19 protein-coding genes are annotated in these 20,067 nt (G+C 68.1%); 2 read left to right on the top strand and 17 right to left on the bottom strand.

The window, feature by feature from the left end:
• Positions 1 to 56 precede the first annotated feature (56 nt).
• The gene (locus RUMESO_RS12300; RefSeq protein WP_037280589.1) at positions 57 to 467 is read left to right on the top strand and encodes a DUF6484 domain-containing protein; all 411 of its coding nucleotides are present in this window, start codon (positions 57 to 59) and stop codon (positions 465 to 467) included.
• Between the two features lie 3 nt (positions 468 to 470).
• Here RUMESO_RS12300 and RUMESO_RS12295 read toward each other — a convergent pair whose 3' ends face one another.
• From RUMESO_RS12295 to RUMESO_RS12215, 17 genes are all read right to left on the bottom strand, one after another.
• Positions 471 to 1,175, bottom strand: a complete 705-nt coding sequence (locus RUMESO_RS12295; protein WP_037280587.1) for a hypothetical protein — start codon at positions 1,173 to 1,175, stop codon at positions 471 to 473.
• A 7-nt stretch (positions 1,176 to 1,182) separates the two neighbouring features.
• Positions 1,183 to 1,968, bottom strand: a complete 786-nt coding sequence (locus RUMESO_RS25180; RefSeq protein ID WP_156362926.1) for a hypothetical protein — start codon at positions 1,966 to 1,968, stop codon at positions 1,183 to 1,185.
• Positions 1,961 to 3,004 (bottom strand): PAAR-like domain-containing protein, encoded by a 1,044-nt coding sequence (locus tag RUMESO_RS12285; RefSeq protein ID WP_037280583.1) that lies wholly within the window; start codon positions 3,002 to 3,004, stop codon positions 1,961 to 1,963. Before RUMESO_RS12285 ends, RUMESO_RS25180 begins: the two co-directional genes overlap by 8 nt.
• Entirely contained in the window at positions 3,001 to 4,113 is a 1,113-nt protein-coding gene (locus RUMESO_RS12280; RefSeq protein ID WP_245639257.1) for a 3-oxoacyl-ACP synthase, read from the bottom strand. The genes RUMESO_RS12285 and RUMESO_RS12280 overlap by 4 nt, the downstream gene beginning before the upstream one ends.
• Positions 4,106 to 5,140, bottom strand: coding sequence for a DUF2169 family type VI secretion system accessory protein (locus RUMESO_RS12275; protein ID WP_037280579.1), 1,035 nt, complete (start codon positions 5,138 to 5,140; stop codon positions 4,106 to 4,108). Before RUMESO_RS12275 ends, RUMESO_RS12280 begins: the two co-directional genes overlap by 8 nt.
• Positions 5,141 to 5,192: 52 nt before the next feature.
• Positions 5,193 to 6,461 carry a hypothetical protein gene (locus RUMESO_RS12270; RefSeq protein ID WP_051521282.1) on the bottom strand — a complete coding sequence of 423 codons (1,269 nt, stop codon included), beginning with the start codon at positions 6,459 to 6,461 and terminating at the stop codon, positions 5,193 to 5,195.
• Between the two features lie 274 nt (positions 6,462 to 6,735).
• Entirely contained in the window at positions 6,736 to 8,052 is a 1,317-nt protein-coding gene (locus RUMESO_RS12265) for a caspase family protein (RefSeq protein WP_037280577.1), read from the bottom strand.
• Between the two features lie 246 nt (positions 8,053 to 8,298).
• Entirely contained in the window at positions 8,299 to 8,970 is a 672-nt protein-coding gene (locus RUMESO_RS12260) for a 5-formyltetrahydrofolate cyclo-ligase (protein ID WP_051521281.1), read from the bottom strand.
• Positions 8,967 to 10,004 (bottom strand): NAD(P)H-dependent flavin oxidoreductase, encoded by a 1,038-nt coding sequence (locus RUMESO_RS12255; RefSeq protein ID WP_037280575.1) that lies wholly within the window; start codon positions 10,002 to 10,004, stop codon positions 8,967 to 8,969. Before RUMESO_RS12255 ends, RUMESO_RS12260 begins: the two co-directional genes overlap by 4 nt.
• A 78-nt stretch (positions 10,005 to 10,082) precedes the next feature.
• Positions 10,083 to 10,811, bottom strand: coding sequence for an SDR family oxidoreductase (locus RUMESO_RS12250; RefSeq protein ID WP_037280574.1), 729 nt, complete (start codon positions 10,809 to 10,811; stop codon positions 10,083 to 10,085).
• A 24-nt stretch (positions 10,812 to 10,835) separates the two neighbouring features.
• Entirely contained in the window at positions 10,836 to 12,089 is a 1,254-nt protein-coding gene (locus RUMESO_RS12245; RefSeq protein ID WP_037280571.1) for a sugar ABC transporter permease, read from the bottom strand.
• The gene (locus RUMESO_RS12240) at positions 12,086 to 12,898 is read right to left on the bottom strand and encodes an ATP-binding cassette domain-containing protein (RefSeq protein ID WP_037280569.1); all 813 of its coding nucleotides are present in this window, start codon (positions 12,896 to 12,898) and stop codon (positions 12,086 to 12,088) included. The genes RUMESO_RS12245 and RUMESO_RS12240 overlap by 4 nt, the downstream gene beginning before the upstream one ends.
• 68 nt (positions 12,899 to 12,966) lie before the next feature.
• Positions 12,967 to 14,025: an ABC transporter substrate-binding protein gene (locus RUMESO_RS12235; RefSeq protein WP_037280567.1), complete on the bottom strand. Its 1,059-nt coding sequence runs from the start codon at positions 14,023 to 14,025 to the stop codon at positions 12,967 to 12,969.
• A 138-nt stretch (positions 14,026 to 14,163) separates the two neighbouring features.
• Entirely contained in the window at positions 14,164 to 15,039 is an 876-nt protein-coding gene (locus tag RUMESO_RS12230; protein ID WP_037280565.1) for an AraC family transcriptional regulator, read from the bottom strand.
• 231 nt (positions 15,040 to 15,270) lie between these two features.
• Positions 15,271 to 15,999: a cell wall hydrolase gene (locus RUMESO_RS27830; protein ID WP_281177561.1), complete on the bottom strand. Its 729-nt coding sequence runs from the start codon at positions 15,997 to 15,999 to the stop codon at positions 15,271 to 15,273.
• Positions 16,000 to 17,382: 1,383 nt separating this feature from the next.
• Entirely contained in the window at positions 17,383 to 18,309 is a 927-nt protein-coding gene (locus RUMESO_RS12220) for a cation diffusion facilitator family transporter (protein ID WP_037280563.1), read from the bottom strand.
• Positions 18,310 to 18,337: 28 nt separating this feature from the next.
• Positions 18,338 to 18,943 (bottom strand): SH3 domain-containing protein, encoded by a 606-nt coding sequence (locus RUMESO_RS12215; protein WP_037280561.1) that lies wholly within the window; start codon positions 18,941 to 18,943, stop codon positions 18,338 to 18,340.
• A gap of 350 nt (positions 18,944 to 19,293) precedes the next feature.
• Between RUMESO_RS12215 and RUMESO_RS12210 the strand changes: the two genes are divergently transcribed.
• On the top strand, positions 19,294 to 20,067 hold the full coding sequence (locus RUMESO_RS12210; protein ID WP_037280559.1) for an L-fucose dehydrogenase: 774 nt from the start codon (positions 19,294 to 19,296) through the stop codon (positions 20,065 to 20,067).

Raw genomic sequence — 20,067 nt, 5'->3', positions numbered from 1 at the left:
CGGCAGGTGCTTCGGGGCGGGGTGGGCAAGGGTTCGCAGAGGCGAGGAAGGGTAGGATGCACGACGGCACTCTCGGACCCTTCCTCTCGGGGCTGCTGCGCGCACGCCTGACAGGCTTTGGTCTCAATGGGCAGCCTCAGGTGACGTTCGCTGATGGGGCAACGGCGGAGGCCTCGACCCTCGTGGCGCTGACGCCGGCCGACATCGGTCGGGACGCTGCGATCGCGTCGATCGACGGGGACGGCGTGCTGGTGGTCGGCCTCCTGCAAGCGGCGCAGCCGGTGTCAGAGATCGAGGCGGACGTTCGGCGCATCACCATCGAGGCGCGCCGCGAGGTGGTGCTCCGCTGCGGCAAAGCCTCGATCACGATGACGGCGGACGGCCGTATCACGATCCGGGGCACCCAGGTCCTGAGCCGGGCGGAGGGCGCGAACCGGGTGCAAGGAGCGAGCGTGCAGTTGAACTGAGGCTTAGCGCCGGCGGCCCTGAGAGTCTGCAACTTCGTCGGCATCAAGCACGAACAGGTTGCCATCGCGTCGAAGGCGGTCGACGTAGCGGCGCAAGGCGTCGGGCGCCGCCTCAGGACGATAGTCGATCTCAGGATCGAGCGCCTCGGGGGACAGCACACGGCCCTGCGGGAAGCGGTCGTCGAACAGGTCCGGCTTTGGCCAGCCTTCCGCCTCCCAACTATGGGTCCGCTCGAACCGCCGGACAATCTGCTCGAACCAGATCTCGTAGGGGCCGATTGGCGTAATGACGTGATGAGCGAAATTGTCCATCCACGTCGAGCGATCCGCCATCGTCGGGTTGTTTCCCCGCTCGTCGAGAGCATCGAAGAGGATGGTCATTGCCGTCACGATCGATCCGCGGATAGGACCCCGCCATTCGTCGTCCGGAGGATAGTAATGGGTGCAGGCATAATCCTCGCTCATCTCCGCCCAGACCGCGTTGACGAAGTCCCAAGCTTTGCGATCGTCGTCCCAAGCCGCGAATCGCGCTAGAATCCAGTTGGCTGAACCAATGGCAAGCGCAAGGTTGGCGTTGTGGCTCAGGTTCAGCAAGCGATCGTGCAAGACCGTTGGCAAGAAGTGAAAGTATTGGAGGTAGTTCGTCTCCTCCCACTCAAAGTCCGCGGGATGGGGAGGGGCGAATACTCCGGCTGGGACGATGGCCATGACGATGTCAGCCGCCGGCTCGGTAAGGCGTGCCTTTGAATCCTTGCTCGATGAGCAGGTCCGGCGGGGTCAGGAGAGGGTTGGCGGCCGGATCGATCTGACGAAGATGGTCGGCGGCCAGCGCCGGCAGATCGACCGCGGATGGATCGAATTCAAGTGAAAGGACCTCAGGGGGTAGTGGAGTGCCGTGCGTACGCAGTGTGGCCACCTCCCATTCGGTCCGGTCGGGGTAGTCGTAGACCGACGGCGAGGGATATTCGTCGAAAGGCGCGATGCGGTCCAGTCGCGTGATGATCTGCTTCAGCCAATTCTCGTAGATCGGAGCATTCGTGCCTCCCAGGAGATGACGTGTCAGGTTGAGCATGAAGCTTATATCGGCGGTTGGTCGGCCCGGAAAGAAGAACGAGGGTGATCGTTTGAGGATTTCAAAGAAGAAATAGGCCAGAGATCTCTGAATTGCTCTGACGCGGTCTTTGCGGTCGTCAATACTGTCGACAGTGATACCGAAACGCTTGGCATAGCGCCAGTCAAACTGATAGCAGAATATCTGCTCCACAAGCCGCTGGGTTAGTTTCTGCTCAAAGACTGTATGAGTGCGGCGGATGCAAAAGCCAATTGCTCCCATATAGAGGAGATATAGCGCGCAGTTGGTCTTGCCTTGCAGAGTATCCTGAAGCGGAGTGAAGTCCGAAAGCGGGCCAATGTGTGCCAGCGCGCCTTTCCAGCTCAATGCCTCCAGGTCTGCCGGGGTCATAGGATCTATGTCTGGAAGAAAAAGGGTCACGTCAAGCATCTGGCATCTCCTCGTCCTCCTCGCAGGCGTCCCGCGTGGTCCCGTCATCATTGCAGAGTTCGATGGCCATGCACTGGCAAGCCGCCTTGAGCACCTTCTTGCAGTTGCCGCAGGCGTCATTGCGCGGAGTATTGTTACCTGCTTGGTGCCATTCGATGTTCATAGTGAGCTTTGCGCCCGGGCAGAGATTGTCATAATCGATATTCTCTAGAATCCCGGGCTCGCTGTGGGCGTGCATCCCTCCGCGCGGGTGGGTGAATTCCGACCCACAGATCTTGGATGGAATGCGTTTCTTGACCTTTCCGCTCTTGTTCTTCTCACCTTCTGGATGGTCGATAAGAACGTCGTCGGTGGAATCCGCCGGTGTAGAGAAAGAGCTGTCGAATCGTCGAACGAGACCGCTGCTGGTGCCACGCTGCGCCGTCCGGCTTCCGCAGTTGTCGAGGACCGAATGCGAGATTGTGCCGCTCTTCTTGAACCGCTTGAGCTTCTCGGCATCCTCGGGGTCGGTCGACTTCGCATTGGATTTCTTCTCGATGGCCTTGAAGGTATCTTGGTTCGCTAACTTCAAGGCCGCGCAGGGATTGCCTTCGGTCTGTGAGATGGCATCGAGTCCGGCGACGTCGAACCCTGCCGACCCCCCGTCCGCATTGACGTGGTTCTGGGTGGTCAAATCCATGAACCGCTCCGCACCTCCGCCCTCGAAGATGACGTCGAAGGAGTAGGCTGCGAACTTCAGCGGTCCGGTGAGCCTATGCGTGATGACATTGGCGCCGAAGCTGTTGGTGGCCGGCTCGTTGCCGGTCGTCTTGGAGTACTTGGTGCCGTTCTTCTTTCCGGCTTCCTTTCCCTTCACATAGACCGAACTGCACCCTTCGGTCGTATCCGAGGCTGTCCCAGTCAGCGGGTAAGGGATCGGGATCGGTCCCGCTGGTGGGGACGGAGGGGAAAGGCAGACGTCGGGGAAGGCGGCGATGGTCTTGCTCGGTGTCGCCTTGCCCGAAACCTCGCGGGTGTTGGCAAATACGTTCGTCACGACGCGGCCCTCGTCATTCCAGTCACCATGGCCACCCTCATTCCATCATCCTCGCCCGCGAACATCACGGCCCGCCCCTGAGGCAGCCGACCCGAGCGGCCCGCCTCAAAGGCCCAACCAAGTTGCGCGGGCATCAGCGCGGCCCCGACCTCACCCAGGCCTTCGATGGCGTTCCAGTGCTCGACATGGCCGCGGGGCCGGCGCGAGGCGTTCTCCGGGGGCACCCGGTCGAGCCGCATCGTCGCGATCGCCGCCTCCTTGAACTTGAAATGCTCGCCATTCAGGTCGCCGAAGAGGTTCGGGATGTCGAAGTATTGCGTCCGCGCCGCGGCGAGCGCAGCTCGCATCGCTTGGGTCAGGCCCTCCGCCGTGACGGGGGCCTCTCGTGAGCCTCCATCTCGGGAGGTCTCGCGCCCGGCGCCCATGCCCGCGATCAGCAGTTCAGGGCCAGCCGAGGCGCCGGCGGGTACCACGATGATGGCCGCCGCCGCCTCGCCCACGATGAAGCCGGAACTGTTCGCGCCGCAGAGGAGGCGGTTGCGGCCGATGTAGTGGTCGACGATGGATTGGCTCACGAAGCTCTCCACTCCGATCAGGATCTGGACGGGATGGCGCTGCGCCTGCTGCGCGGCCCTGGACAGCAGGAAAGGCAGGCCGACCCTGCCTGCGTCGAAGGCCGCGCTCCCCTCGGGCAGCGCCCGGCCGAGCTTGCCGGCAAGCGCTCGCAGCACATCCGCTCCGAGGGTCTCCGGCCGCGAGGGCCGATCCTTCGGGGCGAGGTTGAGCAGGACCGGGACGTCGGCGGCGGGACGGCGAAGCGAGCTCGGCTCGAAGGTGGCTACTTGCGCGAAGCACTCCTCAAGAACGGGAAGGATCAGCTCGGGAAGGAAGGTCGGGCCCGTCCACCACTGGTGAGCCGCCACTCGGAAGGCCGGCAGGTTGGTCCCGGAGGTGGGATCCCACAGGCCGCCGACCTCGGAGGCGACCAGCCTCGCATCGAGGCCCGCCACCGTCGCGGGACCGTCCGGCCCGAGGGCCGTCCACATGCCGTAACCGACGACCGAGAGGCCTGGCACGACTCCGTTCGTCGGCGCGGCCACGCTAGCCACTTATCGCTCCCTCCGGCCCATGCGCGGACACGGTGATGCGAGCGAACTCGAAGATGTCACGCTCAGCCGTGATCCTGGTCCGATAGGCCATGGTCAGGAGACCCTGCTCGGGGAAGAAGGCGACCGTGTCGAGATTGGCGACCCTTTGAGTTATCCTCCCGGACTTTCGCTCGAAGACGACGACGACCTCCATCGTTGGAAGTTGCGTGGCGATACGGCCCGAGGGGGACAGGTTGACGATCTCGATCGGCTCGCCGCCTTGAGGATAGGGTATCTGTTGGTCCTCGGCCGTTGTCTGAAAATAGCGGTAATCGAAGTCCTCCGGCAGGAACGGCATCCGGCTCTCCGTCCAGGCTTCGTCATAGGTTCCGACGTGGCGCCGCCGGGGCAACCAATTGCGTCCCACCGGGCCCAGGGCCCTGGGCGGGAAGCGTCCGGTCGGATCGGTGGCGTCGCCCCGGAATTCCGAAGTATGGGCCAGCGCCGCACCTTCGCGGTTACGCAGGTTCGGATAGTAGCCGAGCCCTGCCGGGTTCTCGTCCAAGGCGGTTGAGCGCGACGGATCATCAGGATCCGGGTCAGTGCCCCCGAATGCGTGGTCATAGCCGATCGGTTGCCGCACGAATGGCCGTTTGTCGGACACCCGGTAGCCACCGGCGGTCTTCAGCCAGATGCGGGACCCATGCACGGTGAACACCTTCGACCAATTCCCGAGCCGGAGGCCAACGCCCAGTTCGGTCACCGGTCGACCGTCCGGGGCAAAGGCATCCCCATAGCAGACGATATCGCAAAGCGGCTTGTGTGGTGCGAAGTCGTTCTCCATCCGCACTGCGTCCTGGCCGGGATCCGGGCCGAAGACATCCGCCTCGGTAAGAGGCAAGGGCGCGGAACTCGGCCGACAGGTGTTGCCCTGCACCACCGGGAGCTCGAAGGTGGCCTTCGTGACCACGACGACCTGCTCGTGGCCGTTCTTGTCGAAGGCGATCGTGAGGTTCGCGGGCCAAGGCGTTCCGTTCTGCAGGTTCATGTCGGACCGCCTCGGCAGCAGCGGCTCGCGAAGGATGCTGGAGCCTCCTGCCTCACCATGTCCGATCGAACCCCCTGTCATGCATGAAGACCGGGCTTCGCCAGTTGGGTAGGGGCGCCCTTGGGCTTCGGATGGCGATCTCGAGAGACAGCGCGCGGAGCGCGATCTGAGTGCGATCGGCCGATTCGGGCGGCGACGGGTGCGTCCAGGCCGCTGCGCCGAGGAGATACCGCTCCCCCCCGACCAAGCGGTCCCGCCGGTGGCGAAGCCAGGCGCTGACCTTTTCGGGATCGGGCCAATATGTGTGGGACTCGATGAAGGTCTCGACGGGGCTGGCTTCCACGGCAGGGTCGTCCGGGTCCTCGGGGAATTCGGCGAGCTCAAGGTTCTCGGGCCCTAGGCGGGCGCCCGTGACGAGGCCGAAGGCCAGACCGGCCACACGAGCCAGCTGGGGAACTTCCATCTGGCGGATCAGCCAATCGAGCGTGTCCGGGGCTCCGAGCGCTCCGGCCGCGACCACGGCCCATCTCTGAGTGGCCTCCTGTCCGAGCAGCCGGGCGATCACCGCACGGACCTTGTCGCTCGGCATGACGAGCGGCAGGAGTTCAGCCATCTCGCGCCACATCCAGGCAGGCGCCTCGGGGGGCAGTTCCGCGAGAGCCGAGGGCGCATCGCTCCGATCGCCGAGGAGTGTGGCCGCCCGCGCCGCGTCGAACCGCAGCAGGCCACTCGCGGAGTGACGAAGGACGTCCAGCAAGGACGGCAGCAGGTCGATCCGTCCGATCTCGCCCGCCAGACGTGCCGCGCGCGCTGCCGTGACGTCTCCGCCATGAGTCAGGAGGGGACCCAGATAGTCCCTGGGGTCGACCCGAAGCCGTCCGCAAACCTCGATGGCGACGAGGTTCGCGAGCGGGTCCGCGCTTCCCATCCATCGTCGGAGCCGGCCGCCGATGACCATGGGCGCAAGCAGCGCGACGGCGGCACCCAGGGCCGGGGCGTTCGAGGCGGTAAGGACGTTGGCCGGCAAGTGGGCCACGAGATCGCCGTTCGGGCGGAGCCTCAGAGACAGATGCAGCGCCACGAGTATCTCCCCGAAGCCCTGCCCCTCATCGAGAGCCTCGAGGGCCATATCGAGACCCGCGCCGCCGGCGAGGGAGAGCGCGGTGAGGTGACCGTTCAGCCGGCCCTCGAAGTTGTAAAGGTCGACGAGCCGCTCAACCGGGCCGTCCCGGGCCAATTCGACCTGCCTTGCCAAGAACGCGGCGTTCTCGGCATGGAGCCGGAGCACTTTGCTGTTCAGGACCGGCCTGTTCCAGTTCATGCCCTTGTCTCGTTGGGGCCGCCCCGGGCCCTCCGCCCGCCCGTTTGCCCTGGATATCGCAGGCAAAGGCTACACAATCCGAGGGCCTCTGAAAAAGTAAATTCGGAGCAGGGATGCCCTACGGCGTCGAGATTCCAGGTCAGGCCGCCGCGTCCGGCGTATCAACTCAACTCCAGGTCCAGGCATGGGCGATCTGGCTGGACAGGCCATGGCGCCGGGCAGGCGCCTTGTCGATGACCTGCCATCGAGGCTTGCCCGCTCCAGCCATCTCCGGCTAACGCCCGATCTCGTAGGGAAGTGCGGCCGACGACCAGTCGATGATTTCGGCTCCGTTTGGTCCGGTCTGCTGACGGAGCAGGATTCGAGCGATAGCCTGTAGTCGTTCGATCTCATCCCGCGCTGGTCCGTCCTCAAGCACCCCCGACAGCATGGTCCCGCCTTCCATAGTTCCGTTCTCGACCAGGATAGCGATGAGCAGGCCTCGACCGGTCGGCTCGGTGACCCGGAAGCGGAACTCATAGGCGCCGCCGTCCGATGGGCTGATCGGGAACCCCTCACCCAGTCGCACCAGCTCGCCCTGCGGATTCACATCGAGGAGTTCGAGCCATCCCGCACGTTGCACACCGATGCGGAGGCTCCGTGTGTCACCGACGTGCATGACCCCACTGTCCCCGAAGGAGAGGTCAAGATGGGCCGGGTTCCTCCAGGTGAGCGCTTCCGCCGCCAGCCGTTCGGCATCCGGCGCGGCCAGGGCCTCCGGCGGGAGCACAGCCTCCTCGGTCCGGCCGGCAAAGCCCGGTCCGGTCTCCCTTCCTGCTGCGGCGCAGTCGGGCGTGACACCGCACCAGCCTGCCGTCCAGTCGCGCAGGAAGTCCAGGAGCTCTCCATTCGTTGTGTGTCCGTCTCCGTTTCCGTCCGCTGCCTGCGTGGCCAGCCCGGCGATGAAGGCGCTCGTGAAAAGTCCGGCCCCGCTCTCCTCCCAGGCGAGACCGCCTGGCGCGGCGGCATTCCAGACATCGCGCTCGGCGGTCCCTGTCCCGTAGAGCTCCTCTGCGGGATCAGGGGAGTCCGACGGCAACCCCCGTGTCGCCCGTCGCCCGGAGAGCCCGGGCAGGCCGTCGAACGAGGCATCCACCACGACCGTGACCATCCGGTCTGGGATCAGGTCCAGAAGATCCCCCAGGAAATCCTCGGAAATGTGGCCCAGCAACGACTCCGTATCATGCGCCAGCAGAGTCAGCACCGGCCCGTCGTCTCCTTGGGTCCGCGTGCCCATCCCCGCGAAGTAGAAGACCGCTCTCTCGCCCGGAAGGGTCTTGCCAATGAGTTCGTCGATCACGGCCGAGGTAATGGCCTCCGCGTTCGCCTCGTCATTGGTGAGCAGCGTCACCTGATCGGCCGTGAAGCCCCGATGAGAGATCAGGAAATCACGGAATCGCCATGCATCGGCGACGGCCCCGCCCAGCGCCGCTTCCTGATCGAGGGTGGCGTAGCCGTCGATGCCCACCACGAGCGCACGATCCTCGGCCAGAACCGTCTCCGTGACGACGACGACAGGCAGAGCGGCGATCAGGCGGGTTCGGATGCTCACATCTGGGCCCCTCCGTGGAACTCTCGACCGACTCCTGGGCTCAAGGGCTTTGCCGAAGGGATCGTCGGAGCTTGACCTCCCCGCGTCAAGCGGTCCGGCGCCGTCGAGGCCTGATCGGCTGGTGCAGGCATCCCGCGTTCGCGGCAGTATGAAAGGGGCCAAGTCTGCGGATGGATGGCGAGCCGATCGGCCGCAATGATCCATGCCCCAGTTCCGAGGCACGGTTTCCATCGGAGCGCCGCGCGGTCAGGCCCTTGCGAACTGGAGACCTGCCTCTGTCACGATGGCCGACAAGGCGATGTCGTGGGGTTGGGGATGGATGGAGGAGATCCGAGCCGCCTGGACACCCACACCGATCGCCAACGGCACGGGCGATAGCGACGCGAGCGTCCGGTCGAAGTAACCTCCGCCGTAGCCCAGCCGGTAACCCTCTCCGTCCCAGCCCATCACCGGGGCCAGGCTGACCTCGGGCGTCATCTGCAGGGACTCTGCTGGCGGCACGGGAATACCCCAATGCCCGCGCTCCATCTTGAGGCCGGGGGACCAGCGGCGGAAGATGAGCGGGGTCCCAGGCACCTCGACAACCGGGAGCGCCAGCATGGCCCCCCGTTCGTGGAGGGCCGTCATCCAGGGGCGCAGGTCGAGCTCGCCCTTGATCGGCCAGTAGCCGGACACCACGCGACCGGTGAGGTCGCCCAGGCGCGAGGCCACGAAGGTGTCGAGGTGTCGGGTCAGCGCCTCGGCTTTGGCCTGGCGGACCTCGACGCTCAAGGCCATGCGCTCGGCCCTGAGGCGCGCCCGCTCGCCCCGGCGCCAAAGCGCGACGGCTTGAGGGTCGCGGGGGTCGGGATCGGTCGGCTCGCCCAGGTAGCAGACGGAGGAGGCAGGGGCCTCGGGCTCGTCGTCCTTGCTGGTCATTCCGTCTGCTCCGTCATTCTGGTGAGGCTGGCCAGCCGGTCCAGCGCGGCCTCGGCTTCGGCCACGATGCGGTCGATCACCTCCTCGGCCGAGGGGATGGCATCCACGAAGGCGGTGCTTTGGCCAGCGTAGAGGGCCATGGCCTCGAGGTCGCCCTCGGTACCGCGCAGGGGGGAGTCGGTCCCTTGTCGAAGGAGCGGACGCCCGTCGTCGGTGGCGACGACCTCGCGCGGGAGGTCGGCCGGATCGTGGCCCGTGAGGCGATGACCGAGGGCATCGATCACGCTGTTGCGGAGGACCCGGACAGGCGCGCCCTTGGGCCAGTTGATGACATAGGCGTCGGTGAAGACGGTGTCCTCGGCCCCGGCTCCGACGAGGCGCTGCTTGTGGTAGTCGTGGGCGTAGGATTCGCGCGTGGCGAGGAAGGCGGTCCCGCACTGGATTCCCTGCGCGCCGAGCGCGAGCGCCGCGACGAGGCCCGCCCCCGTGGCAAAGCCGCCGGAGGCGACGACCGGGACCTTAGCCTCACGCGCGACCTGCTCGGTCAGGACGAGGGCGCCGCTGGTACCATGGACATGACCCCCGGCCTCGACGCCCTGGGCGATGAGGACATCGGCGCCGGCGGCCTCCGCCTCCCGTGCCGCCTGGAGGGAACCCACCTGATGCAGGACCAGGGCGCCCGCGGCCTTGGCGCGAGCGATGGCCTCAGGGACCGGGTCCCAGAAGAAGGTGAAGGCCGGGACGTCGAGGTCGAGGCAGGCGTCCATCTCGGCGCGAAGCAGCGTACGGTCGGTGGCAGCGGGGATCAGGTTCACCGCGAAGGGGCGGTTCGTCTGGGTGCGCAGCGCCGCCACCTCCCGTTCGATGAGGTCGGGGCTCTCGCGAACCATCCCCAGCATCCCGAAGCCACCCGCCCGGGCCACGGCGGCCGCGAGTTCATGCCGGGCAGGACCGCCCATCCCGGCCTGAAGAATTGGGACCTCGCAGCCGAGGAGGTCGCAGATCGGAGTACGAAGTCTCGCGGAACGGGTCATATTCGGTGCTCCTCGTCGCGGGGCGAGCCTGCATGACGGGACGCGGGGAGGCAACAGGGGGCGGGCCTTTCCCAGGAGTCAGAGGTCCACGCTGTTGGGCAGGAGGACGAGGTCCCGGACGACGACGTTGCGCGGCCGGGTCAGCATGAAGAGGACCGCGTCGGCGACCTCCTTGGGCTGCATGAGGCTGCCGTTGGCGAGGGCCTCCTCCATCTTGGCCTTGGGCCAGTCGTCGAGGAGGGCCGTGACCACCGGGCCGGGGAGGACGGCGCCGATGCGGACGCCGTGCTTGGAGACCTGCCGCCGGACGGTGTGGACGAAGGCCTGCACTGCGAACTTGGAGGCGGTGTAGATCGGCTCCCAGACCACAGGGACGACGCCGGCGACGGAGGACGTGACGATCACGTCGCCGGTCCTGCGTTCCACCATGTGCGGCAGGACGGCGTGGATCGTGCGGAAGGCGGCGTTGACGTTGAGGTTCAGCATCCGGTCCCAGGCGTCCGGGTCGCCCTCCAGCACGTCGCCGCCGATGTAGGCGCCCGCGTTGGCGTGGAAGATGTCGAGCTGGCCAGCCCTCTGGAGGATCGCGGACAGCATCCCCGAGACGCTGGCCGGGTCGAGGAGGTCCACCACGACCGGAAACGCGTTGGGGCCGAGCTCGGCGCAGAGGCTCTCCAGCTTGTCCTCGGCGCGGTCCACCAGGGCGACGGTGGCGCCCACGTCCAGCATGGCCCTGGCGCAGGCAAGACCGATCCCCGAAGCCGCGCCGGTCACGGCGGCGACCTTGCCGTTCAGTTCGTTGCTCATGGCGAGGTTCCCTGTTGCGCCCCCTTAGGCCCGCCCGTGCGAGACGCGGGACCGCCGCGCCAGCGAGTCCACGATCACGGCGACGGCGAGGACGCCCCCGGTGATCATGTAGCGGAGCGAGGAGCTGAGGTTGAGGAGGGTCAGGCCGCTGGCGATGGCCTGGATGACAATGATGCCGAGGAGGGCCGAGTAGGCCGACCCGCGCCCGCCGAAGAGGCTCGTGCCGCCGATCACCGCCGCCGCGATGGCGTTGAGGTTCACGTCGCCCGTGCCGGCCTGCTGGCTCGCCGAGGCGAGGCGGGCGGCCGAGAGGATGCCGCCTAGGGCCGCGAAGGTGGAGCAGAGGACGAAGGCCGAGGCGTAGATGCGCCGGACGTTGATGCCCGCCCGCCGCGCCGCCTCGCGGTTGCCGCCGACGGCAGTCATGGAGCGGCCCCATTGCGTACGGGTGAGGGCGTAGTTCATGCCCACCACCAGCAGCACGAAGAGCCCGAACATCCACGGCACGCCCCGGCCGAGGTTCAGGTACCAGACGACGACCTCGAGCGCGACGGTGAGGACCAGGGCCTTGATGACGACGAGGCTGAGGCTCCCGCCCGAGAGGCCCGCCGCGCGGCGGCGGCGCATGGCGCTCAGGCCGTTGGCGATGATGAGGATGCCGGGGATCAGCGCCACCAGGTAGGCGAACCAGTCGGGCATGATGAGCGTCTGGCCGAACTTCACCAGCGGGCTGTCGTAGGGGAGGTTGATCGAGCCCTGCGCCCCCAAGACGTAGAGCTGCATCCCCAGGATCGCGAGCAGCCCCGAGAGGGTGGCCACGAAGGACGGCATCCCGAGCCGGTTGAAGAGGACGGCGTAGAGCGCCCCGATCAGCGCGCCCACCGCGAGCGCGGCGAGGATCGCCCCCGGCAGCGGCCAGCCCTGCTGGACCCAGAGCGTCCCCGTCATCGCCGAGGCGAAGCCCGACATGGAGCCCACGGACAGGTCGATCTCGCCCACCATCAGCACGCAGACGATGCCGAGCGAGATGATGCCCACGGTCGCGCAGTCGAAGAGCAGGTTCACGAGGTTGTTGGGCGCGACGAAGACCGGGTTCAGCGAGGTGAACACCACCGAGATGAGGACGAGCCCCACCGCGACGGGCAGCATCCCGAGGTCCCCCGACCGCACGCGGTCGATGAAGCCCCGGAGCGCGCCGCCGAGGCCTTCGTCCTGGCGGAGGCGGGCGTCGGCGCGGTCGAGGCTGCGGCCCGCGACCGAGTTCGGGTTCTGGCTCATGCGAGGCCCCCTTCCTGCGCGGCGGCGTGGGCGGCGGCGCGCCGCGAGACCGCGTTCTCGGTGGCGCCGGTGATGGCGGCGATCAGCTCGTGGTTCGAGGATTCGGGCGTGAAGACGCCGTTGTTCCGTCCGAGCCGAAGGACGACGATGCGGTCGGCGACCGCGCGCACGTCCTCCATGTTGTGCGAGATGACGATGACGCCGAGGCCCCGGTCGCGGACGCGCTCGATCAGGTTCAGGACCTCGGCGGTCTGCGCGACGCCCAGCGCGGCGGTGGGCTCGTCCAGCATGATGAGCTTGGGCTCGAGGAGCAGCGAGCGGGCGATGGCGACGGTCTGGCGCTGCCCGCCCGAGAGCGAGGCCACGGGCTCGCGCACCGAGGGGATGCGGGCGGCCAGCTCGTTGAGGAGGGTCCAGGCCTTCACCTCCATGGCGACCTCGTCGAGGCGCCAGGGGTCGAGCTCGCGCCCGAGGAAGATGTTGGCAACCACGTCGAGGTTCTCGCAGAGCGCGAGGTCCTGGAATACGGTGGCGATCCCGAGGTCGAGCGCGGCGCCGGGGTCGGTCATCGCGACCTCCCGGCCCATGAAGCGGATCGTCCCCGATGAGGCCTGGTGGACCCCCGCGAGTATCTTGACCAGCGTGGACTTGCCCGCGCCGTTGTCGCCCACGAGGGCCACCACCTCGCCCGCGTGGACGTCGAGCTCGATGTCGGTGAGCGCGGAGACCGCGCCGAAGTTCTTGGACACGTTGCGAAGGGAGAGAACCGGCTCTCCCCGCGTCGGCCCTGAGCCGGTGATGTCGGTCATGGTCCGCCTGTCGGGAAAGGGGCGCCCGGCCGGAAGGTGGAGGGCCGGGCGCCGGGGTCAAGAAGGCGTCACTGGGTGATGCCGAGCTCCTGGCAGCCGGCGGCGTATTCGCCGGTGCAGACCTCCTCGGGCGTGGCGATGCCCTTGTCGAAGATCTCGGCCTTGATGTTCTCGCGGGTAATCACGGCCGGGACGAAGAGCTGCGACGGCGTGTCGTAGAGCGTCGTCGTGGCGCCGGGGTCGGTGCCGTTGAGGAGCGCCACGGCCACGTCGGCGGCCGCGCCGCCCACGATCTCGGAGGGCTTGGAGATCGTGTTGTACTGGTCGCCCGAGATCACGAGCTGGAGCGCCGCGATGGTGGCGTCGTTGCCAGTCACAGGCGGCACCGGGTCGACGCCCGCCGCCTTGAAGGCGGCGATGGCCGCGCCGCCGGTGCCGTCGTTGGCAGCGACGACGCCCTTGATCTGGTCGCCGAAGCGGGTGACCTGCCCGGCCGTCCACTGCTGCGCCTCGGGCGGCGCCCAGTTGGGCGTGTCGAACTCGGCGAGCGTCTCGTAGCCCGACGTCTCCAGGACGGAATGCACGCCGTCGCGGATCAGCCCGGCCGCCGCGTCGGTGGGCGAGCCGTTGATCTGCAGGAGGCCCGAGCCTTCGGGGACGCCCTCGGCCTTGAGATGGTCGACGAGGGACTGGGCGATGGCGGCGCCGATGCCCTGGTTGTCGAAGGAGACGTAGAAGTCCGCCGGTGTGTCGGGGATCGGCCGGTCGTAGGCGATGACCTTGGCCCCCTGCGAATGGGCGATCTGCACGAGCGAGGCCGCCGCCGCCGAGTCGACGGGGTCGAGGACGACGACGGTCGCGCCCTGCGCCAGCACCGAGTTGAACTGCTGCTGCTGGAGCGAGGCGTCGGCGTTGGCGTTCTGGTAGACCACGGTGCAGGTCGGGCAGAGCTCGGTCATGCGGGCCTGGAAGCCGGGGAAGTCGTGCTCCTCGTAGCGCGTGGAGCCCTGGTCCGGCATCAGGAACGCCACGGTGGCGCCATCGGCCTGAGCCAGTACGACGGTCCCGCCAAGCAGCGTCCCGAGAAGCGTCGCCGTGCCGGCCAGCCGGCGTGCGAAGTGGGTCATGTGGTATCCTCCCTTTGGTTTTGTCGTTGCTCTGGTGCCCTCGGCGCGTGTCGAAACGACCGGGGTCCCTGGTCGAGCGTGTCCGGTTCGGCGGGGCCGCGCCGCGTCTCGTCTGCCCGGTCCTCCCTTCTTCGGCGGTCAGGCCGCCTGGACGTTCTCGGCCAGCAGGGTCCGGAAGCGCGATGGCGACACGCCCTTCTGGGCCAGGAACTGGCGATTGAAGTTGGACAGGTTATTGAAGCCTGTCGCGAAGCAGATTTCGGTGACGGGTCGGCGGGGCTCGCTCATCAGGAGTTGACAGGCGAGGTTGATCCGCAGGCGGTTCACGTACTGCACGACCCCCATGCCGGTGTGACGCCGAAAGCTGCGGGAAAAGGCGCTGGGGCTTCGGCCCGCGATCGCCGCAAGGTCACCTTCGGTGAAGGGCTCGGTCAGGTGCTCGTTGAGGTAGGCCAGGGCCTCGTTGACCCCGGCCGACATGAAGCCCGAGGGGTCGGGCAGGTAGCCCGGGCTGGCGAGGGGACTCGCATCGGCGTCGGTGCCCAGGGCTCTCAGGACCCCGACGAAGAGCTCGACCCGCCGGATGCCCTGGGTTCCCGTCAGCTCCGCCAGCATGGGCGCCACCAAGGCCGAGCAGCGGGGTCCGAAGAGGGCGCCGCGGCGGCTGAGCTCGAGGACCGGCATGAAGGCTGCAAGCTCAGGGAAGATCCGCGCGGCTTCGACGACGAAGCCCTCGGGGAACTGCACGACATGGCTGCGGAGCGGCACCGACGCCTCGGGCGCTACATGGCTGATCCAGTTGTGAGGCAGGTTCGGGCCGGTCATGACGAGGTTGCCGGGGCCGAACTCGCCGATGAAGTCGCCCACGAAGTAGCGCCCCGTCGTGGCGGCGACATAGTGGATCTCGCACTCCGGGTGGAAATGCCACCGGACCGTGTGGAAGGGGTAGCCGTGACTCCAGGCCCGGAAGGACTCGCCCCGTCCGATCTGGACGACCTCAAGGTCCGGTTTCACGTCGGCCTCCTCCCCGGGCAGGCCAGGTGCTGGGTGCCTGGGCCTGCAACGTTCACGGCCGGGCGAGTTGGCCCCGCCTCGGCCATGGAGTCAGGCTAGGCACTCGGCGACTGCACCGCCACTACGTTTTCGACGCCTTACCGATACTATTTTGACGACCTCACAGGAGCAGGTGCCCGGATTCTCGTGATGGTTCCCGGAGGAGTGGACTGCGCCATGGCCGGAGCGGCCTCAACCGCGCCCCGTGGGCTCGGCATAGAAGATATGGTCGTCGATCTGGATCACGCGGACCATGTCGCGGCCCCAGCGCGGGTGCACGGCGGGCGTGTGATAGTGGTCGGCTCGACCGACAAGGGGGCTGGGGCCTCGCTCGAGGGCCTCGCGGGCCATCTCGACGGCGATGGCCCAGGCCTCCCGGTCCTCGATGGGAGGGAAGGTGCCCCATCCGGTGAGGAAGGAGAACTGGCCGGGAGTGATGACGGCGCAGGGACTGCCGCCCCAGCGGTCCGGCAGTGCGGCCCGGTTCAGGATCACCGAGGCCACGGCAAGTTGCCCGTCCAGGGGCTGGTCGCGGGCCTCGTGGTAGATCGCGACGGCGATGCAGACGAGGTCGCTGGCCCCCGCGAGCGTCCTTGGGGGATCGGGAAGCAGGAGGTCACCCGGTCGGGCTTGGGGGCGGAACAGGGCTTCGACGGGCCTGGCTCTCGGGCGGAAAGCTTCGTCCGAGACCCGCGCGAGGAGAGGCCCCTGTGCCGCGAAGGGCCGAAGCCTGGGACGCGGAAGAGCCTCCCCTCGAAAGGCCGCAGGTCCTTGGATTCGGGATGGCGGGGCCAAGGTCGGTTGGGCCGTCCCGGGTTGGAGGACGGCGATGGGAGCCGTGGCGGCCGCACGGCCCTCGACCAGTGCGGCGCGGGCATTGGACCGATCCTGTGCCGAGGCTGCAAGTCCCAGCAGAGCCATGCCTATCGCGACGCCGCGCGACACGGAGCGGCACCACGGCCGTCGGGGCCTGTCTCTGGTGACCGGGGCCGAAGGCCCAAGGGGCCACGCACAGCCGAGGACCATCGTGCGTTCCTCCGGATTTGGGAGATCGCAGTCCGAGGAGGTCAGCTAGCGCGCGGCTCGGTTCCGGCCCAGCGGACGACAAAGGCCGTGGCGGGAAGCCGCTCATACCGGGATGCCCGGGCCGCCGCTCCGACCCGGGACGGTGACCATGACTCGGCGGCTCCGTTCCGGCTGACCCACAGGAGCGCGCGTCCTCCCGCCTGAATGACGGGTCCACGAGGTTCGGCCGGTTCCAGGGAACCAGGACGGGAGTGCTTCGAGCGCAGCCTCTTGCATCGTCTCGGTGGTTTGCCAGGCGTTGTCACCGGTGGGAGTTCGCGGCGCGTCGTCGAGAAGGTCGGGGAAACCAGAGACGAGGACCGTCGGGATCTCGTGCCGGCGCCGCTCCATGGCCGCAGTGAACTGGCCGGAGAGTCCCAGCCAAACGGGGAAGATGTGGGCCTGGGCGAAAAGCGCTCCCTCGCCATGAAGGATCAGGACGAAGTCGGAACGGCGAGGGTCCATGGGGCCGCCCGGACTAAGGGACGTGACCTCGAACCCGTTGGGCGGAGTGCCTCCGCAGGGGGGCTCGGGCCGGAAACGCTGGATGACCCCTTGGTGAGGTCGACGACGCGGCGATGCCGCCCGAGCGAGTGGGGAAGGGCATTCGAAACGTCCTTCAGCAGAGTCGGCGCACGGCGGGTAGCCTCGCGAGCCTTCGCGGCCGATGGTGGCCTCGATGGGCAGGCGATCGCTGGGCTTGCGGCGGCTCGGCGCGACCGCCTCCTCGGCCAAGAAGCGGTTGATCTCCTCGTGAGCGCCGCGTCGCCCACGGTGACGAACGCGAGCGGGCTCCGGAACTCGATGCTCTCGGCGAGGCTCGGGCCCGAGCCTTCGGGGTTGGCGCAAACGGGAACAGCAATGCGCGAACCGGCCTGGAGCCAAACGGGGACGGCGCGCTCGGCCACGCCATCGGGCCCTGGATGTGTGTGGTGCCGTCGGGCTGGAAGCGGACGAGCGCGGCCAGCGCCTTGGCGTCGTCGCCACGCGACAGGAGGATGATAGTGATGGGAGAGCTTCTGCCACTCGTTAGAGCGGCGAAGGCGCGGTCGACCCCGGTCGAGCTTTCGGCGTCGAGATGGAAGGAAGCGGCGCCGAAGGACGTCGACCGGCCTCCCCGCGGTGGAGCCCCGAGCGTAACCAAGGGGGCGTCGCCCCGCAGGTGCCTTGGCTGCCGGGCTGGCGGCGCGAGGTGGCCGGATCGCACAACTCCGGGCCCCAGCATCAGCAGCCGGTCCATTAGGTCCGGGGATCCTCCGGATGGCGCTCCACTCCGACGGGGTCCTTGTGGATGAGGACGTCGGCGCGCGGATAAGCCTTGACGATTTCCCGCCGGAGAGCGGCACCGATGGCATGGGCTTCGTCCAGGGTCTGGTCGCCGTCGAGCTCGATATGGAGGTTCACGAAGACCCGGCTTCCGGCGGTGCGGGTCTTGAGGTCGTGGAAGCCCCGCACGCCGGGAAAGCTCGCGGCGATCGCGGCGATTCCGGCGATGACATCGGGGTCGGCGCGGCGGTCCATGAGCGCGTCGAAGGCGCGCTTGCCGATGCCGCCGGCGCCCACCGCCATGAAGGCCGCAGCCGCGAGGCCGACGACCGAGTCGACCTGCGTGAGGCCAAGGGCCGCCGAGGCCCAGAGCGCGAAGAGGCCACCGAGGTTGGGGAGGAGGTCGCCGAGGTAGTGGAGCGAGTCCGCGGCCACCACGGCATTGCCGGTGGCCCGGGCCACGCGACGCTGCCACAGCACCAGGGCAATGGTGAGCGCGATCGTGGCGCCGAGCACCGCCGCGCCCATGCCTTCGGAGGCAATCTCGGGAGGGGTCTCGGCGAAGAGCCGGCGGAGCGCCGCTACGGCGATGACGCTCGACGAAACCAGGATGAAGGCCGACTGGGCCAAGGCGGCGAGATCCTCGGCCGAGGTGTGTCCGAACGCGTGGTCCTCGTCGGCAGGCTTGGCGGCATAGACGATGGCCGCGAGGCCCGTGGCCGACATCAGGAGGTCGAGCGCGGAGTCGACCAGGGTCGCGGCGATCGACAGGGCGCCCGTCTCGGCCAGGGCCCAGAGCTTCAGGGCCACCAGGATCAGCGCCACCGTCACGGAGGCGACGCCGGCGGAGAGGTTCAGGCGGGTATCCGACAGGGAGTCGTGGTGAGGGACGGCGCTCATGCGCGGCGCTCTAGCCCGGCGACAGGCCCTAGTCGAGAACCTCGTCCGCGCCCACGCCCCATAGCGAAGTCTTGGGCGCCCAGCCGCCGTAACCGCCGGCGCTGACGCGGCACCAGTCCACCTCGCAGGTCTCGAGCCGTGCGATGACGTTCTGCTCGAGGAGCGCGACCTCGGGGGCGTTGTCCTCCGGGCGCGACCGGAGCGGCATGCGGTCCTCGTCCACGATCACGGTGCGGGTGCCCGAAAGGAGCGAGTAGTGGACCCAGCCGCCCTCGCCGTCGCGGTCCTCGACCCGCCGCCAATGGCCGTATTCGGCGGTGATGAGGAGGGGCATGTCCTCGCGCACGAAGACCCAGTCGATGCGCTGGTCGAGCGCCGGGCCCCGGCGCGCGTTCCCTTCGTCGGTCTTGAGCGACACGAATCGGGGGATGGGGAGGTTCGTCTCGGGCCCCACGGTCGGAGCGGCGGGAGCGACGGCGGGCGTGGCCGAGGCTGGGGTGACAACCTCCTCGGGGGAGGGGATGGCGAGGTCGGCGGGCCGTGCCAGGGGCCGCATCTGGGCTTGGAGTGGCAGCGCCACCGATACCAGCGCGAGCGCCACGCCCAGGCGCGCCATCGAGTTCCTGATCGTCATGCTGTCCCCCGTGCCTCCGAGTCTCCAGGCCCGGAGAGCCTGCCACAACCGCCAGGGGCACAGAAGCGGCAGAGGCCGGGCGCCGGCATGGAGGTGGACCGGTGTGGTCGCGGCGCGACGGCGGGTGCGGCGGCAAGGGCCAACGTGGCGATGGCGGCCGAGGGCATCGGACGGAGGACAGGCATGAGAATCGTTCCCGTCGAGGATGCGGCCCAGGACGGGTTCGGCCGGCTTGCCCACCACGCTATCCCTGGACCGCTCAAGATGTTTTGGCGGCGGATTTGTGAGCCCCTACCGTTGACAGGGCCTGGCCTCGTGGCCTCCCTTGCGGCCGAAGAGGGAGGAACGGGATGGATCTGGGGCTTTCGGGCAAGGTGGTCATCGTCACCGGAGGTGCGTCGGGAATCGGCGCGGCGGTCAGCGAGGTGCTGGCGGAGGAAGGGGCGGTGCCGGTGGTCCTCGCCCGCCGGACGCCGGATGACGAGTTCCTTGCAAGGTTGGTGGCGAGGTCCTCTCGGGCCGGATGGGTCCGCGCGGATCTGGCCCGCGACGAGGACTGCGTCCGGGCGGTGGAGGACGTGCGTGCGCGCTGGGGCCGGGTGGATGGCCTGGTGAACAACGCCGGGTCCAACGACCGGGTGGGCCTGGAGGCGGGGCCACTGGCGTTCCGGGCGAGCCTCGACCAGAACCTCGTGCATTACTATACGCTGGTCCACCTGCTGCTCCCCGATCTGAAGGCCGCGAAGGGAGCAGTGGTGAATGTAAGCTCCAAGACCGCGCTGACAGGGCAGACGGGGACCTCGGCCTACGTGGCGGCCAAGGCGGCGCAGCTTGGCCTTACGCGCGAGTGGGCGGCGGAGCTGGCGCCCTTCGGGGTGCGGGTCAACGCGGTCGTGCCGGCGGAGGTGATGACGGCGCTCTACCGGCGCCTGCTGGACGCTCATGCCGACCCGCGCGGAGAGGAACGACGCCTGACCTCCCTTATCCCGCTGGGCCACCGCTTCACGACGCCGCGGGAGATCGCGGAGACCGTGGTCTTCCTGCTCTCGGAACGATCGAGCCACACGACGGGGCAGTGGGTCTTTCCGGATGGGGGCTATACGCACCTCGACCGGGCGCTGTGA

It is taken from the genome of Rubellimicrobium mesophilum DSM 19309, assembly GCF_000600335.2.
GTDB classification, from domain to species: domain Bacteria; phylum Pseudomonadota; class Alphaproteobacteria; order Rhodobacterales; family Rhodobacteraceae; genus Rubellimicrobium; species Rubellimicrobium mesophilum.
This window is presented reverse-complemented; position numbering and strand designations above follow the sequence as displayed.

Excerpts from the sequence above, each read along its gene's own strand:
- RUMESO_RS12300 (WP_037280589.1), top strand. The coding sequence starts at position 57 with ATGCACGACGGCACTCTCGGACCCTTCCTCTCGGGGCTGCTGCGCGCA.
- RUMESO_RS12215 (WP_037280561.1), bottom strand. The coding sequence starts at position 18,943 with ATGACGATCAGGAACTCGATGGCGCGCCTGGGCGTGGCGCTCGCGCTG.
- RUMESO_RS12240 (WP_037280569.1), bottom strand. The coding sequence starts at position 12,898 with ATGACCGACATCACCGGCTCAGGGCCGACGCGGGGAGAGCCGGTTCTC.
- RUMESO_RS12250 (WP_037280574.1), bottom strand. The coding sequence starts at position 10,811 with ATGAGCAACGAACTGAACGGCAAGGTCGCCGCCGTGACCGGCGCGGCT.
- RUMESO_RS12275 (WP_037280579.1), bottom strand. The coding sequence starts at position 5,140 with ATGAACCTGCAGAACGGAACGCCTTGGCCCGCGAACCTCACGATCGCC.
- RUMESO_RS12210 (WP_037280559.1), top strand. The coding sequence starts at position 19,294 with ATGGATCTGGGGCTTTCGGGCAAGGTGGTCATCGTCACCGGAGGTGCG.
- RUMESO_RS12255 (WP_037280575.1), bottom strand. The coding sequence starts at position 10,004 with ATGACCCGTTCCGCGAGACTTCGTACTCCGATCTGCGACCTCCTCGGC.
- RUMESO_RS27830 (WP_281177561.1), bottom strand. The coding sequence starts at position 15,999 with ATGGCTCTGCTGGGACTTGCAGCCTCGGCACAGGATCGGTCCAATGCC.
- RUMESO_RS12235 (WP_037280567.1), bottom strand. The coding sequence starts at position 14,025 with ATGACCCACTTCGCACGCCGGCTGGCCGGCACGGCGACGCTTCTCGGG.
- RUMESO_RS12270 (WP_051521282.1), bottom strand. The coding sequence starts at position 6,461 with ATGAACTGGAACAGGCCGGTCCTGAACAGCAAAGTGCTCCGGCTCCAT.
- RUMESO_RS25180 (WP_156362926.1), bottom strand. The coding sequence starts at position 1,968 with ATGCTTGACGTGACCCTTTTTCTTCCAGACATAGATCCTATGACCCCG.
- RUMESO_RS12260 (WP_051521281.1), bottom strand. The coding sequence starts at position 8,970 with ATGACCAGCAAGGACGACGAGCCCGAGGCCCCTGCCTCCTCCGTCTGC.
- RUMESO_RS12220 (WP_037280563.1), bottom strand. The coding sequence starts at position 18,309 with ATGAGCGCCGTCCCTCACCACGACTCCCTGTCGGATACCCGCCTGAAC.
- RUMESO_RS12245 (WP_037280571.1), bottom strand. The coding sequence starts at position 12,089 with ATGAGCCAGAACCCGAACTCGGTCGCGGGCCGCAGCCTCGACCGCGCC.
- RUMESO_RS12295 (WP_037280587.1), bottom strand. The coding sequence starts at position 1,175 with ATGGCCATCGTCCCAGCCGGAGTATTCGCCCCTCCCCATCCCGCGGAC.